The organism is Frondihabitans sp. PAMC 28766 (assembly GCF_001577365.1).
Taxonomy (GTDB): domain Bacteria; phylum Actinomycetota; class Actinomycetes; order Actinomycetales; family Microbacteriaceae; genus Frondihabitans.
On sequence record NZ_CP014513.1, the window covers coordinates 4,002,443 to 4,016,669 of the forward strand.

A 14,227-nucleotide genomic window follows, 5' to 3' on the forward strand; every position below is an offset into this window, starting at 1 on the left:
CGAGACGCTCATCAGCGGCTTCCCGATCCGCCGGCACCACAAACGGCAAGAGGCTCCACCCGGAGGTGGAGCCTCTTGCCGTCTGTAGCGAGGGCGGGACTCGAACCCGCGACACCACGATTATGAGCCGTGTGCTCTAACCAACTGAGCTACCCCGCCGCGCGTATCCGTTTCTACCACGACATCGAAGAGGGGCTCTCTTCAGTGACGTGACTGAATACGAGCCCCCTGTGGGAATCGGACCCACTACCTCTTCCTTACCAAGGAAGTGCTCTACCAATGAGCTAAGGGGGCGTGACACCGAGAAGCCGGGCGAACTTTCCGCCCGGCGAATGGCACCAGACGAGAATAGCAGGACTTCGGGGCCACCTCGGACACCTGTCGCCGCGCCGCCCGGCTCGGGGTTGCGAGATCGCGCTCGGGCCGCCCGGACCGCGCCGAAGGCGGCCCGAGTGCGATCTCGCGGCGTCCTACGCGGCCACGGCGGACGAGGACGCGGCGCTCAGCGCCTCGACCTCGGAAGGTTCGAGCGACAGGGTGGCCGCAGCCAGGAGGTCGGGCAGCTGCGACGTGGTGCGCGCACTGGCGATCGGCGTGGCGACGGAGGGCTGCGCGAGCAGCCACGCGAGCGAGACGGCCGTCACCGACGTCGAGTGCGCGGCGGCGATGCGGTCGAGCTCGGCCAGGATCCTGCGGCCCTTCTCGTTGAGGTAGGCCGACGCACCCGCGGCGCGCTGGCTGTCGACCGCCGCGCCGCCGTCGCGGTACTTGCCGGTGAGGAAACCGCTGGCGAGCGAGTAGTACGGCAGCACGGCGACGCCCTCGGCGAGCGAGACCTCGGCGACCGTCGGGCCGCCCTCACTGCCCTCGACGGCGTCTCGCTCGACGAGGCTGTAGAGGTTCTGGATGGCGGCGTACTTGGCGAGGTTCTCGGATTCGGAGAACCGCAGGGCCTGCTCGAGGCGCTGGCCCGAGAAGTTCGAGGCGCCGATCTGCCTGACCTTGCCTAACTCGACCTGCTCGTTGAGGGCTTCGACGGCCTCTTCGACGGGGCGGTCGGTGAAGTCCTTGTGTGCGTAATAGAGGTCGATGTGGTCGGTGTCGAGGCGCGTGAGGGCGTTGTCGACGGCGACGCGGACATTGTCGCGCGAAGTGCCCTCGAACCCGGGCATCGAGCCGACCTTCGTGGCGATGACCATGTCGTCGCGGTTGCCGCGCGCCTTCATCCACTTGCCGATGATCGTCTCGGACTCGCCGCCCGAGTTGCCGGGCACCCAGGCCGAGTAGGAGTCGGCCGTGTCGATGAAGTTGCCGCCGGCCTCGTAGTAGGCGTCGAGCACGTCAAACGAGGTCTGCTCGTCGGCCGTCCAGCCGAAGACGTTGCCGCCGAGGTTGATGGGGAAGACCTGGATGCCGGTCGTGCCGAGGGGGATGCGGGGTGCGTCTGCCATGGGAGTGCTCCTCAGAGTTGTTCGCGCGGGAGTGCGATCGAGTGGTCGTTCTCGAGACAACACCGCGGGCCTTCGACTATTCCGAGTGCAGACTGCACTGCCGGGGCAGGATCGAGAGGTGCACAGCATCGAGCTCCTCCTCGACACCGCGACCGACGCGGCCGTCCGCCGGGCCTGGCAGGAGCTCGCCGACGCGGGCCTGCCGAGCCAGGCGCGGCACACCGGAGAGACGAACGCGCCGCACGTCACTCTCGCCGCGCGTCCGGTGATCGAAGCCGACACCGACGACGAACTCGCGAGCCTGGCCGCGACGCTGCCCGAGCCGGTTTGGCTGGGATCGCTCGTCGTCTTCGGGCGCGGGCCCCGCGGGCTGGTGCTGGCTCGTCTCGTCGTGCCGAGCCGTGGCATCCTGCGCCTTCATGAACAGGTGCACGAGATCGCACCCGACCCCGACGGCTCGGAATCGACGAACACTCTGCCGGCGCAGTGGACGCCGCACGTGACGCTGGCCTCCCGGCTGACGCTCGACGAGATCGGGCGCGCCGTCGACGTGGCGGCCGCCGATCCGCACGACGGTGAGTTCACGACCCTGCGGCGCTGGGACTCGACGACGCGCCGGGTCACGCTGCTCGGCGGCGGACGCGACGGAGACGACCGAGACGCTGGTGCCGGGCTCAGGCGCTGAAGTCGCGCTCGACGCCGCGGTCGCCGTCTCGGGGCGACTCGTCGGGCGCAGGATCCGACGCCGCCGTCAGCCGGCCGGTCTCGTCGGCCGAGAGGGTCACGTCCATCGCCGACAGCAGACTCTCGAGTTGGATCGTCGATCGGGCGCTCGCGAGGGCCCCGATCACGCCGGGCCGCCCCGCGACCCACGCGATCGCGACAGCGCCCGGCGAGACCCCGTGCTGCTCGGCGATCTCGACGAGCACGTCGAGGGTCGCGATGTTCTGCGGTGTCAAGTAGCTGCGGGCCCGGCCGCCGCGCGGCGAATCGGGCTGGTTCTCGAGGTCGCGGTACTTGCCGGTGAGGAAGCCGCTGGCGAGCGACGAGTGGGGCAGGACGGCCAGGTCGTAGTGGTCGACGATCGGGGCCAGGTCGCTCTCGTACTCGGCCGGCGCACGAGGTTGTAGGCCGGCTGGACGGCGGCGAACGGGTGCTTGCCGTCGCGGTCGGCGATGGCGCGCGCCTGCCGCATGCGGGCGCCGGTGTAGTTGGAGGCCGCGGGATAGCGGATCTTGCCCTCGTCGACGAGGTCGCTGAAGACGCCGACCGTCTCGTCGAGCGGGGTCTCGTCGTCGTCGTAGTGGGCGAAGAGCAGGTCGATGCGATCGGTGCGGAGGCGCTTCAAAGACGCCTCGACCGCGCGGCGGACGCTCTCGGCGGTGAGCCCCGGCGCGTCGGGGTGCTGGCCCACTTTCGTGCTGACGACGACGCGGTCGCGGTTGCCGGGCTTGACCAGCCACCGCCCGATGATGGCCTCCGACTCGCCGCCGGAGTTGCCCGGCAGCCACGCCGAGTACACGTCGGCGGTGTCGATGACCCGACCGCCGTAGGACGCGAAGACGTCGAGGATCTCGAGGGCCGTGGGTGCACCGACCGTCCACCCGAACACGTTCGTGCCGAGGGCGAGCGGAAACGGTGCGTCGTCCCCGGGAAGGAGGTCGTCGAGAAGGTTCAGGGCTCCGCCAATCGGATCGGTTGCTCATAACCTAACGGATCGGCCGAGCCGCCTCCGTCGGCGTCGCCGCTTGTCATGACGTCGTGTCGTATCGTGGCTGGCATGTCCCTCGACGAGACCGCTGAGCCGTCCGACGTCCTTTCGCCCGATGCACCGACCGAGGTCTCACCCGAGGCGCTCGCCACCGGTCTCGGCCACGAGTGGTGGCGCACCGCCGTGATCTACCAGGTCTACCCGCGCTCGTTCGCCGATGCGGACGGCGACGGGATCGGCGACCTGCCCGGCATCGCCTCGCGTCTCGGCGCCCTCGCCGACCTCGGAGTGGACGCCGTCTGGCTTTCGCCGTTCTCGAAGTCGCCGCAGAAGGACGCCGGCTACGACGTCTCCGACTACTGCGATGTCGACCCGCTCTTCGGCACCCTCGACGACTTCGACGCCCTGCGGCGCGAGGCGACCGACCTCGGCCTCCGCCTCATCGTCGACCTCGTGCCGAACCACACGTCGACGGTGCACCCGTGGTTCCAGGCGGCCCTCGAGGCCGGCCCGGGCTCGGTCGAGCGCGGCCACTACATGTTCCGCGACGGGCGCGGCGACGACGGCGAGCTGCCGCCGAACAACTGGCCGTCGGTCTTCGGCGGCGACGCGTGGACGCGGGTGACCGAGGCCGACGGCACCCCGGGGCAGTGGTATCTGCACCTCTTCGACTCGTCGCAGCCCGACCTGAACTGGGACGACGAGTGGGTGCGCGCGCAGTTCCTCGACATCCTGCGCTTCTGGCTCGACCGCGGCGTCGACGGGTTCCGCATCGACGTCGCGCACGGCCTGATCAAGAAGGAGGGGCTGCCCGACTACACGCCGCCCGCCCACGCCGGCAGCATGGGCGGAGGTCTCGCCGAGGCGCCGCCGTTCTGGGCGCAGGACGGCGTGCACGAGATCTACCGCGCGTGGCACGAGGTGCTCGCGTCGTACCCGGGCGATCGCATCCTGGTCGCCGAGGCGTGGGTCGACCCGCTGTCGAAGCTGGCCGACTGGGTGCGACCCGACGAGATGCAGCAGGCCTTCAACTTCTCGTACCTCGAGAGCGGCTGGTCGGCCACCTCGATCAAGCGCATCGTCGACGCCTCCGTCGAGGTGTTCTCGAGCGTCGGCGCTCCCTCGACCTGGGTGCTGTCGAACCACGACGTGGTGCGCCACGCCTCCCGCCTGGCCTTGACCGCCGAGAACCCGCAGGGTGCCGGCATCGGGCCGAAGAGCCCCGGCCTGCCCGACCGTCTCGTGGGCCTGGCTCGAGCCCGCGCCGCGACCGCGGTCATGATGGCTTTGCCCGGCTCGGCCTACCTCTACCAGGGCGAAGAGCTGGGTCTGCCCGAGGTCATCGACCTCCCCGACGAGTCACGGCAGGATCCGACGTGGTTCCGCACCGACGGCGAGCGCTACGGCCGCGACGGCTGCCGGGTTCCGATCCCGTGGGAGGCCGCTTCGCCCGCGTACGGTTTCAACACCACGGGCGAGTCGTGGCTGCCGCAGCCGTCCTCGTGGGTGACGTACGCCCGCGACGCGCAGGTCGGCGTGCCCGGGTCGACGCTCGAGCTCTACCGGCTCGCGCTGCAGACGCGGGCGGAGTTCTCGCTTGGGTCGGGGGCGGTCGAATGGCTGCCCGGCTACGGGGCCGACGTCGTGGCCTTCCGCAACGGCGAGGTCACCGTCATCGCGAACACCGGCAGTGTGCCGGTCGAGCTGCCGGTCGCCGACGAGCTGCTCTCGACCGTGCCCCTCGACGGGCCGGCCCTGCCGGGCGACGCGACGGTGTGGCTGCGGGTGTAGCAGCTCTGGTCGGCGGCGGCGGGCGGTGCCGGTTGGGGTCGCCGGTCGGCGGCTGCTCTCAGCCGCTGCTGAGCCGAGCACGCGCCTCTGGACGCCGGGTCGCTCGGTGACCGCGTGCTCGCGCGCGCAAGTCGAGAACTGCGGGGCACGGCGACCGTCGAGGCCGTTAGATCGGCGTCCGACCACGCGTTCGCGCGGGCGCGGGCAGAACTGCCGGGCAAGGAGCGCCGGGCGACTGGCCGTCGGCGGGTCTCCCGCCGGACGGCTTGCCGCAGCGCGGCGTCGCCAAGCAGGCGTCGCCGGTCAGGCGGCGCGGGTTCGGCAGCGCGGCGCCGGTCAGGCCGCGCCGGCGTGGGTTTTCAGCCACGGCAGCGGGTCGACGGCAGCGCCCGCCACGTGCACCTCGAAGTGCATGTGCGGCCCGGTGCTGTTGCCCGTGCTGCCGACGGCACCCAGCACTTCGCCGGGGTTCAGGCGTTGGCCCTGGTGCACCGCGATCGATCCTGCCGTCATGTGGGCGTAGACGGTCGTGACCGGCGCACCGTCGATGACGTGGTCGACCCACACGTTGTAGCCGAGGGCGCCTGAGCCCTGGTCGACTCGCGAGACGACCCCCGCCGCCACCACGTGGATGGGTGTGCCGGCGGCGGGAGTGAAGTCGAGGCCCTGGTGGTTGGTCGAGCAGAAGCCGCAGTTGGCGACGTAGCGTGACCCGAAGCCGCTCGAGATCGGCACCGGAGCCGGGAAGGGCCACTGCACGGCCGCGCTCGAGGCGGTGACGCCCGACGTGCCGCCGGCACCGGCGACGCCCAGCGCGGGTGCGACACTCACGCTGTAGCCGTCGCGGCCGACGGCCTGGAGCTGAACCTCGGTCGCGGCGCTCGCACTGCCCGCAGTCGCCCGCCAGCCCTGCGCCGGGCTGACCGTGACACCGGCACCGGAGGCCGCCGCGAACTTCGCCGCCGAGTGCGCCGGGGTGTCGACGTAGTACGCGCTGGCCGGGGTGGACGTCGCGACGACCGTGGCGCCGACGAAGAGCATCGCGCCGAGCACGCCGAGGCGGGTTCCTGCGCGCGTGCGGCGGCGGAAGGCGCTGCCAGGTGCGGCGGCGCTACCAGGTGCGGCGGCGCTGCCGCGTGCGGCGGCACTGCCGCGGGGTCGAGGGTGAGCGGCGCGCAGCGCCTGGCGGTCGCGCGTGAGAGGCGTCTCGACCGGCGGGGCCGCTGCGGCGCGCTCCCTCGCGGCGCTCTCCCTCGCGACGCTCTCCCTCGCGGCGCGCTCCAGCGCCAACGCTTCGCGTCGCGACCGAGGCACACCGGCGCCCGCTGCGGCAGCGACGGCCGCACGGTCGCCCGACACACGCCACTCGGGCGCACACGTAGCGCTCGGCGTCGCAGCAGTCAACGACTCAGCACGCAACAGCACAGGGAGGATTCCTCGGGGGTCAGGGGCCGGATGGTCACGGTCGGTCACCACCCTGAGATCGTCCTCGAAGGGCTCGGCGACAGGTCGATTCTACCGAACATCAGGCGCGACGTCGCCAGGTGATATAAATATTCTGTCAATTGCCAGGAAAACCGGGGTGCTCACGATCCTGCGCTCACCACCCGATCGCCGTGATCGCGGCGCCGAGCTCGGCGGCGATCGAGGGGGCTGCGACGAAGGTCAGGGCGCGGCTGGGCGGGGCGCCTTCCGGGGTGAGGACGACGGCGCCGGCCTCTTCGGCGATCAGGGCGCCGCCCGCGTGATCCCACGGCTGCAGGCCGCGCTCGACGTAGGCGTCGAGTCGCCCGCACGCGACGTAGCAGAGGTCGAGCGAGGCGGCTCCGATGCGCCGGATGTCGCGCACCTGCGACACCAGCGGCCCGAGCAGCGCTCCCTGCTCGGCACGCCTGACCGGGTCGTACGAGAAGCCCGTCGCCAGGAGGCTCTGCGAGAGGTCGACCGGCGTCGAGGGCGCGATCGGGCGGCCGTCCAGCTGGGCGCCGAGACCGCGGGCCGCCGTGAACTCCTCCCCGGTCGACGGGTTGACGACGCAGGATGCCAGTGCCCGCCAGGTCAGCGGCTCCGGCTCGCCCTCGACCACCGCGATGCTCACCGTGTACGTCGGGTGGCCGTACAGAAAATTGACCGTCCCATCGATCGGGTCGACGACCCACGTCAGGCCGCTCGTACTCGCCGACGCCCCGCTCTCCTCGCCGTAGAAGCCGTCGCCCGGCCGGCGCTCGGCCAGCCTCGCGCGGATCAGCGCCTCTACCTCTCGATCGGCGAACGTGACGATGTCGACGGGGCTCGACTTGCTGGCCGCCACCTCCACGCCCTCGGCTCGGCGCCGGGCTGCGAGCGCCCCGGCCTCCTGGGCGATCTCGCGGGCGATCTCGAGCAGTTCGGCGGGTGTCGGCATGCGTGCTCCTCAGACGGAAGAGCCCCGCGACGCTTCGTCGCGGGCTCTTCTGATCGGGTGGCAAGTGAGGGATTCGAACCCCCGGAGGCTACGCCGGCTGATTTACAGTCAGATCCCTTTGGCCGCTTGGGTAACTTGCCCGATGCGCTCTGCCGATGTTTCCACCAACCGAAGGCGCCAGTCAACAATACAGCCTCCCAGCGGTTCGCTCGACCACGCGCGCCCCGGCGTCTCCGCTCCCCTCCCCCGCCCCGCGCACCTCCCCTCCCCTCCTCCCAATTGCGAGGAGAACCTCGCCTGCGCTCGCCAACCACGGGCCTGAACGGTGTTCCGCCGTACTTTCTCCTCGATTTTCACCCTGGAGGCGCAGACCTCCTGTCCTCCACAGCCGGACACCGCGCCTGAGCTGTCCACAGCTGCGCTCGAAACGTCGCCCCGACAACCGCCGACGCGGGAGTCTCGACCGATGAACACGGTGATCCTCTCGACTCTTCGCGCCCACGGCGGCATCGCACGCCGCAGCGAATTCATCACCGCGGGTGCGACCGACCGCGACATCCGTCTTGATTGGGCGGCGGCGTCCATCCTGCGTGTCCGCAACGGCGTCTATGCCCTCCCCACGGTGCACCCCGAGATCCTGCGCGCCGTCCGCGTGGGCGGCGTTTTAGCCGCGGGTTCGGCCGCCGCGCATCATGGGCTCTGGGTTCCGCCCGGGGGCAAGTTGCACGTCAGCATCCGCCCCAACGCCAACGGACTCCGCGATCCTGACGATGCCGGGATCCGGCTCGACCGGGATCGAACGAACGTGGCCCTCCTCCATGACGGACATCGCCTCGATGCGGCTCGTGAGCGCAACGTCGTCCTGCCACGAACGTGCATCCTGCAGACCATCCGTCGAGTCGACGAGCCCGCGGCCCTGGCCGTCCTCGATTCGGCGATCCGAAAATACGGTCTGAATGAAACCGAGCTGGAAGCCATGAGAGCCGAGGTGCCCTCGCGTCTCTCGCGACTCCTCGACGTGGCCGAAGGCTCCGCCGAATCAGGAACGGAGTCGGCGATGCGTCTGGGTCTCCTCGACCTCGGGTTGCGGTTCGAAGCCCAGAGATGGCTGACCGACGAGATCAGAGTGGATTTCCTCGTATCCGGCCGGCTCGTCGTCGAGTGCGTGAGTTTCGAGTACCACGCGTCCCCACACGACTACGAGAAAGACCGCCGCAGGATCGCCGAGATCGTGCGTCTCGGCTACGTGGTGCTCGAATTCACGTACCACCAGGTCTTCTCGGGCTGGGCGCAGGTTCGCGAGACACTTCTGTGCGCGCTCAGTCGCGGATGATCTGACGTCTGAAATCGAGGAGAAAGGTCGAAGTGGCCCCACTCTCCGGGGCAGGCGGACGCACTCGGGCAGGATCTCCTCGCAATTGAGAGGAAGGGCGGAGGGCCAGAGCGGCAGGTAGGCTGGCGGCATGGCAGACAGCTCTTTCGACGTGGTCAGCAAGGTCGACACGATGGAGGCCGACAACGCGCTCAACCAGGCGCGCAAAGAGGTCGAGCAGCGCTACGACTTCAAGAACGTCGGCGCCGCGATCGACCCCAGCGGCGACACGATCCTGATCAAGGCGAACACCGAAGAGCGGGCGAAGGCCGTGCTCGACGTGTACGAGTCGAAGCTGATCAAGCGCGGCATCTCGCTCAAGTCGATCGACGCGGGCGAGCCGTACGCGAGCGGCAAGGAGTACCGCATCGAGGTGTCCATGAAAGACGGCATCGACCAAGAGCACGCCAAGAAGATCAACAAGCTGATTCGCGACGAGGCCCCCAAGGGTGTCAAGAGCCAGATCCAGGGCGACGAGCTGCGGGTGCAGTCGAAGAGCCGCGACGACCTCCAGGCCACGATGGCTCTGCTCAAGGGCGCCGACCTCGACGTGTCGCTGCAGTTCGTCAACTTCCGCTAGTCAAAACCATCAGAAACAGTAGGATCCCGGCGCCTCACCAGAGACGCCGGGATCCGTTCGCTTCGAGTCGAGCTCAGTCTGCGGCGATGCTCTCGGCAGCCCGCGAGATGGCGACCATCTCGTCGCGCGGCACGACTTTGACGCGGACACGTTCGGTCGGCGCGTCCGCACCGAGGGCGATCTCGTGCTCGTCGAGGCGGTGCCAGCCCTCGAGATCGGTGTACTCGACACCGCGCGACTCGAGCAGCGACACGATGTCGGCCGGGTCGGACGACGCCGGGGCCCACCACGACGCCTGGTCGGTCAGCACGTGCTGCACGGTCTCCATCGCGTCGCTCTTGGTGTGGCCGATGAGGCCGACGGGGCCGCGCTTGATCCAGCCGGTGGCGTAGACGCCGGGCACGATCTGATCGTCGTCGTCGAGCACCTGGCCCTCGTGGTTGGGGATGACGCCGCGCTTCTCGTCGAACGGGATGCCGTCGAGCGGCGATCCGAAGTAGCCCACGGCGCGGTACATCGCCTGGATGTCGACGGTGCGGATCTCGCCGGTGCCCTCGACGCCGCCGGCACCGTCGGGTCGGGTGCGCTCGTACCGGAACCCGGCCACTCGGCCGTCGGCTCCTGCGACGACCTCGAGGGGCTTCGCGTAGAAGTGCAGGTGCAGTCGACGGGAGGCTTCGCCGACAGAGCGGGCCCGCCACTGGTTCAGCACCTTGTCGATGACGAAGACCTGCTTGTTGGTCTTGATCGCGGTGAGCGACGCCTCGTCGTAGTCGAAGTCCTCGTCGTAGACGACCATGTCGACGTCGCGCAGCTCGCCGAGCTCGCGCAGCTCGAGCGGCGAGAACTTCACCTGCGCGGGCCCGCGGCGCCCGAAGACGTGCACGTCGGTGACGGGCGACGACTTGAGCACGTCGTAGACGTTCGCCGGGATCTCGGTCGGCAGGAGGTCGTCGGCGTGTTTCGCGAGGATGCGGGACACGTCGAGGGCCACGTTGCCGACGCCGACCACGGCCACCGACTGCGCGTCGAGAGGCCAGTCGCGCGGCACGTCGGGGTGCCCGTCGAACCAGCTGACGAAGTCGGCGGCGCCGTACGAGCCGGGCAGGTCGATGCCGGGCACGTCGAGGTCGGCGTCGCGGATGGCGCCGGTCGAGAAGATGACGGCGTTGTAGTGCTGCTTGAGGTCGTCGAGACCGATGTCGACGCCATAGCGCACGTTGCCGAAGATGCGGATGTCGCCGCGGTCGAGCACGTCGCGGAGGGCGGTGATGATGCCCTTGATGCGCGGGTGGTCGGGCGCGACGCCGTAGCGTACGAGGCCGTAGGGCGCCGGCAGCTGCTCGAACAGGTCGATCTGGACGCCGAACTGGCGTTCGGCCTTCAGGATGATGTCGGCGGCGTAGATGCCGGCGGGGCCGGCTCCGACGATGGCCAGGCGCAACGTGGTCACGGGGTATTCACTCTCCTGCGGTGCGGGGGTCCGAGTGGTGATCGGACTCGTGTGATCAGAATCGTGGCCGCGAAGCGACCGGGGGTTGTTCGGAGCCGGCCGGACACGCGGCAGGCCGGGCTGATGTGAGGCAGCGGGCGTCAGCCCTTGCGTTCGACGACGCGGTCGGCGAAGCGCGTGAGCGCTTTCTTGACCGGGCCGGCCGGCAGCGGCGCGAGCGCGTCGACGGCCGACATCGCCCAGCGGCGTGCCTCGTCGTGCGTGCGGCGGGTGACGTCGTGCTCGCGCAGCTGCGTGACGGTGTCTTGCAGGTCGGCCTCGCTCATCTGCGAACCCGCGAGCGCTGCCTTGACCGTGGCCTCGATCTCGCTGAGCAGCGCCGCCGAGTCGATGTCGGTCTGCGCCTCCTGGCGGAGGTACATGAGCGGCAGGGTCTCGACACCGGCCAGCAGGTCGGTGCCGGCGCGTTTGCCCGTGTCGGAGGTCGTCGGTGACAGGTCGATGACGTCGTCGACGAGCTGGAAGGCCACGCCGATCTTCTCGCCGAACGAGGCGACCGGGCCCAGGTACTCACGAGGAGCACCCGAGAACATGACGCCGACCTTGGCCGCCATCGAGATGAGCGAGCCGGTCTTGTCGGAGAGCACGTCGAGATAGTGGTCGATCGGGTCGTCGCCCTCTCGGGGGCCGATGGTCTCGTGCAGCTGGCCGAGGCAGAGGCGCTCGAACGTCTGAGCCTGAAGCCGTATGGCCTCTTCACCGAGGTCGGCGACGATGGTCGAGGCGCGAGCGAAGAGCAGATCGCCGGTCAGGATCGCGACGTTGTTGCCCCATTTGGTCTGGGCGCTCGGCACTCCGCGGCGAACGACGGCGTCGTCCATCACGTCGTCATGGTAGAGCGAGGCGAGGTGGGTGATCTCGACGGCCTGCGCCGCCGAGACGACGGCGTCGGTCGACCCCTCGCCGAGTTGCGCGACGAGCAGGGCGAGCGTCGGCCGGGTGCGCTTGCCTCCGGCGACGAGGAGGTAACGGCTGGTGACGTCGGCGAGGTCGTCGCCGAAGGCCATCTCGCGCACGAGCCCCTCTTCGACGCGCTCGAGCCCTGCGTCGATGTCACGGAGGAATCGACGCTCGGAGGCTGACGAGAACAGCTTCTCGGCAAGCCCCAGCGACGAGGTCAGGGAGGACGCGCGACGTGCGGTCGGTGCGCTCGGGGTCACAGGATCACCTCAGGTCGGGTGGCGAAGGTCAGGCGGGAGCCGACGAGGGGCGCCGGGTCGAGGTGGCGGGCTTGTGGCCGCGGTGCAGGGCGACGATGCCCGCGGTGAGGTTGCGGTGCGCGACGCGCGTGAAGCCGGCGCCTCGGATCCACTGGCTGAGGATCTCCTGCTCGGGCCACTTCTCGATCGACTCGGCGAGGTAGGAGTAAGCCGGGCCGTTGCTCGAGGTGACCTTCGCGATGCCGGGCAGGATGTGCTTGAGGTAGGCCTGGTAGCCGATGCGGAGGCCCGCGAGCGGCGGCGTCGAGAACTCGCAGATGACGAGACGGCCGCCGGGCTTCAGCACCCGGTACATCTCGGCGAGCGCCGTCTTCGGCTTGTTGACGTTGCGGAGGCCGAACGAGATGGTGACGGCGTCGAACTCGTCGGCGCCGAACGGCAGGTCTTCGGCGTCGCCGACGATGAATTCGAGGTGGGGCTGGCGCTTACGACCGACCTCGACCATGCCGGCTGAGAAGTCGAGGGCGGTGACCGTGGCGCCGCTCTTCGCGATCGCGGCCGACGACGTCCCCGTGCCCGCGGCGATGTCGAGCACCTTCTCGCCGGGCTTGGCGCCGATCGCCTTGACGGTGGCGATGCGCCAGAGCACGGCGTTGCCGGCCGACAGGATGTCGTTGGTCACGTCGTAGTGCGCGGCCACCCCATCGAACATGGAGGCAACCTCGTGGGGCTGCTTGTTCATATCGGCCTTGGTCACCCCGTGATCCTACCGGCTCGGTCTGCACCCCACCCGAGTGGAGTGGCCGCTCGGGCGATGCACGACGAACACCCAGGGAGAGAGGACGGAACGGCAGGCCGACCTCGCATCCTGCGTCGTTACGATGAGGCGGTGAACGACCTCGCAACCGGTGAGAGCCCCGTCGGCCTGACCGTCAAGACCACCCGTATCGACGACATCACACCACTGCTGACACTCGTCGACCCGCGCCAGCCTCTGGCGTTCGTCCGACGCAACGACGGCATCGCCGGTGTCGGGACGGCCCTGCGACTGGAGTTCCGCGGCGAGACGCGAATGAGCGACGCAGCACGCGCCTGGCGAGAGATCGCCGCGGCCGCGCAGGTCGACGACGAGGTCACGGTCGCAGGATCCGGATTGGTCGCGTTCGGCTCGTTCGCCTTCGCCGCCGAGTCGCAGGAGGCCAGCGTGCTGATCGTTCCCCGCCTCGTGCTGGGCCACCGGGACGGGGTGCACTGGATCACTCGTATCGGCACGGTCGACGACGTCGCCGCCGAGAGCGTCGACCCGGTGCTGCTGGGGGCGGAGTACCACGTGCCGATGGCGCCCGGGGCCTTCGGGCCGGCCGAGTACGCGGCAGCCGTGGCGGGTGCGGTCGAGGCGATCGAGCGCGGCGAGGTGAGCAAGGTCGTGCTCGCCCGCACTCTCGAGGGCACGCTGCCTCTCGGGGCCGACGTGCGCGTGCTGGCGGCCGACCTGGCGAGCGGCTACCCCGACACCTACACGTTCGCCGTCGAGGGCCTGATCGGCTCCAGCCCGGAGACGCTGATCCGCAGCGAGAAAGGTGAGCTGACTGCCCGGGTCCTGGCCGGCAGCAAGGCTCGAGGCACCGATGCGCTGAGCGACTCGGCCGCGGCCGCCGAGCTGGCCACCTCGCCGAAAGACCTCGACGAGCACGCCTTCGCGCTGCAGAGCCTGCTGCAGACCTTCGCTCGGCACGCGACGCACGTCGTGACGGCCGAGACGCCGTTCACCCTCAAGCTGCCGAACGTCTGGCACCTGGCGACCGACGTGCGGGGGCGGTTGGCCGACGGCGCCTCGTCCCTCGACCTCATCGACACGCTGCACCCGACCGCCGCCGTGGCCGGCACGCCGACGACCGAGGCCCTGGCCGCGATCGCGCGCCTGGAGCCGTTCGACCGCGGGCGCTATGCGGGCCCGGTCGGCTGGGTCGGAGCCGACGGCGACGGCGAGTGGGCGATCGCACTGCGGTGTGCCCAGGTCAGCTACCCCGAAGGCGGCGGCCCGGCGACGGTCACCGCCTTCGCCGGGGCTGGAATCGTGCGCGAGTCGGTGCCCGAGGCCGAAGTCGCCGAGACGACGATGAAGTTCAGGCCGATCGTCGACGCGCTCGGCCGCGGAATCCCCGACGAGCCGGGGCGACCGCTGCCGTCGCGGCCGGCGTGGGCGTCGCCCGCCGGCTGACGCACACCAGGGCTGAAACCCTCG

General features: G+C 70.1%; 13 protein-coding genes and 3 tRNA genes. 5 read left to right on the plus strand and 11 right to left on the minus strand.

Annotated elements, in window-relative coordinates:
- Positions 1-85 precede the first annotated feature (85 nt).
- The 3 genes from AX769_RS19100 to AX769_RS19110 form a co-directional block, all read right to left on the minus strand.
- Positions 86-159: transfer RNA gene (locus AX769_RS19100), tRNA-Met, on the minus strand.
- A gap of 63 nt (positions 160-222) precedes the next feature.
- Positions 223-294, minus strand: a tRNA-Thr gene (locus tag AX769_RS19105).
- 176 nt (positions 295-470) lie between these two features.
- Positions 471-1,451, minus strand: a complete 981-nt coding sequence (locus AX769_RS19110) for an aldo/keto reductase (protein ID WP_066282319.1) — start codon at positions 1,449-1,451, stop codon at positions 471-473.
- Between the two features lie 85 nt (positions 1,452-1,536).
- Here AX769_RS19110 and AX769_RS19115 point away from each other — a divergent pair, with 85 nt between their 5' ends.
- On the plus strand, positions 1,537-2,136 hold the full coding sequence (locus tag AX769_RS19115; protein WP_066282321.1) for a 2'-5' RNA ligase family protein: 600 nt from the start codon (positions 1,537-1,539) through the stop codon (positions 2,134-2,136).
- Here AX769_RS19115 and AX769_RS26120 read toward each other — a convergent pair.
- Both AX769_RS26120 and AX769_RS26125 read right to left on the minus strand, forming a co-directional pair.
- Entirely contained in the window at positions 2,126-2,518 is a 393-nt protein-coding gene (locus AX769_RS26120) for an aldo/keto reductase (RefSeq protein ID WP_369824108.1), read from the minus strand. The genes AX769_RS19115 and AX769_RS26120 overlap by 11 nt on opposite strands.
- Positions 2,407-3,063, minus strand: coding sequence for an aldo/keto reductase (locus AX769_RS26125; protein ID WP_369824043.1), 657 nt, complete (start codon positions 3,061-3,063; stop codon positions 2,407-2,409). Before AX769_RS26125 ends, AX769_RS26120 begins: the two co-directional genes overlap by 112 nt.
- Positions 3,064-3,231: 168 nt before the next feature.
- Between AX769_RS26125 and AX769_RS19125 the strand changes: the two genes are divergently transcribed.
- Positions 3,232-4,953: a glycoside hydrolase family 13 protein gene (locus AX769_RS19125; protein WP_066282323.1), complete on the plus strand. Its 1,722-nt coding sequence runs from the start codon at positions 3,232-3,234 to the stop codon at positions 4,951-4,953.
- Positions 4,954-5,289: 336 nt separating this feature from the next.
- Here the strand turns inward: AX769_RS19125 and AX769_RS19130 are convergent, their stop codons facing one another.
- From AX769_RS19130 to AX769_RS19140, 3 genes are all read right to left on the minus strand, one after another.
- The gene (locus AX769_RS19130; protein WP_162269023.1) at positions 5,290-6,378 is read right to left on the minus strand and encodes a M23 family metallopeptidase; all 1,089 of its coding nucleotides are present in this window, start codon (positions 6,376-6,378) and stop codon (positions 5,290-5,292) included.
- A gap of 175 nt (positions 6,379-6,553) precedes the next feature.
- Positions 6,554-7,357: an inositol monophosphatase family protein gene (locus tag AX769_RS19135; protein WP_066282328.1), complete on the minus strand. Its 804-nt coding sequence runs from the start codon at positions 7,355-7,357 to the stop codon at positions 6,554-6,556.
- 58 nt (positions 7,358-7,415) lie between these two features.
- Positions 7,416-7,497, minus strand: a tRNA-Tyr gene (locus tag AX769_RS19140).
- A 326-nt stretch (positions 7,498-7,823) separates the two neighbouring features.
- Between AX769_RS19140 and AX769_RS19145 the strand changes: the two genes are divergently transcribed.
- Positions 7,824-8,690: an endonuclease domain-containing protein gene (locus AX769_RS19145; protein ID WP_066282331.1), complete on the plus strand. Its 867-nt coding sequence runs from the start codon at positions 7,824-7,826 to the stop codon at positions 8,688-8,690.
- 130 nt (positions 8,691-8,820) lie between these two features.
- Positions 8,821-9,309: a YajQ family cyclic di-GMP-binding protein gene (locus tag AX769_RS19150; RefSeq protein ID WP_066282335.1), complete on the plus strand. Its 489-nt coding sequence runs from the start codon at positions 8,821-8,823 to the stop codon at positions 9,307-9,309.
- A 73-nt stretch (positions 9,310-9,382) separates the two neighbouring features.
- Here AX769_RS19150 and AX769_RS19155 read toward each other — a convergent pair whose 3' ends face one another.
- The 3 genes from AX769_RS19155 to ubiE all read right to left on the minus strand — a co-directional run bounded on the left by AX769_RS19155 (position 9,383) and on the right by ubiE (position 12,739).
- Positions 9,383-10,762 carry an FAD-dependent oxidoreductase gene (locus AX769_RS19155; RefSeq protein WP_066282337.1) on the minus strand — a complete coding sequence of 460 codons (1,380 nt, stop codon included), beginning with the start codon at positions 10,760-10,762 and terminating at the stop codon, positions 9,383-9,385.
- Positions 10,763-10,902: 140 nt separating this feature from the next.
- On the minus strand, positions 10,903-11,982 hold the full coding sequence (locus AX769_RS19160; RefSeq protein ID WP_066282339.1) for a polyprenyl synthetase family protein: 1,080 nt from the start codon (positions 11,980-11,982) through the stop codon (positions 10,903-10,905).
- Between the two features lie 28 nt (positions 11,983-12,010).
- Entirely contained in the window at positions 12,011-12,739 is a 729-nt protein-coding gene (ubiE, locus tag AX769_RS19165; protein ID WP_066282341.1) for a bifunctional demethylmenaquinone methyltransferase/2-methoxy-6-polyprenyl-1,4-benzoquinol methylase UbiE, read from the minus strand.
- Between the two features lie 132 nt (positions 12,740-12,871).
- On the opposite strand from ubiE, the gene AX769_RS19170 reads away from it, so the two are divergent.
- Positions 12,872-14,203: an isochorismate synthase MenF gene (locus AX769_RS19170; protein WP_239451856.1), complete on the plus strand. Its 1,332-nt coding sequence runs from the start codon at positions 12,872-12,874 to the stop codon at positions 14,201-14,203.
- Positions 14,204-14,227: the final 24 nt, after the last annotated feature.

What these genes read in the sequence shown, in the direction of transcription:
- AX769_RS19145 (WP_066282331.1), top strand. Translation starts at nt 7,824, where the DNA reads ATGAACACGGTGATCCTCTCGACTCTTCGCGCCCACGGCGGCATCGCA.
- AX769_RS19125 (WP_066282323.1), top strand. Translation starts at nt 3,232, where the DNA reads ATGTCCCTCGACGAGACCGCTGAGCCGTCCGACGTCCTTTCGCCCGAT.
- AX769_RS19135 (WP_066282328.1), bottom strand. Translation starts at nt 7,357, where the DNA reads ATGCCGACACCCGCCGAACTGCTCGAGATCGCCCGCGAGATCGCCCAG.
- AX769_RS19150 (WP_066282335.1), top strand. Translation starts at nt 8,821, where the DNA reads ATGGCAGACAGCTCTTTCGACGTGGTCAGCAAGGTCGACACGATGGAG.
- AX769_RS19110 (WP_066282319.1), bottom strand. Translation starts at nt 1,451, where the DNA reads ATGGCAGACGCACCCCGCATCCCCCTCGGCACGACCGGCATCCAGGTC.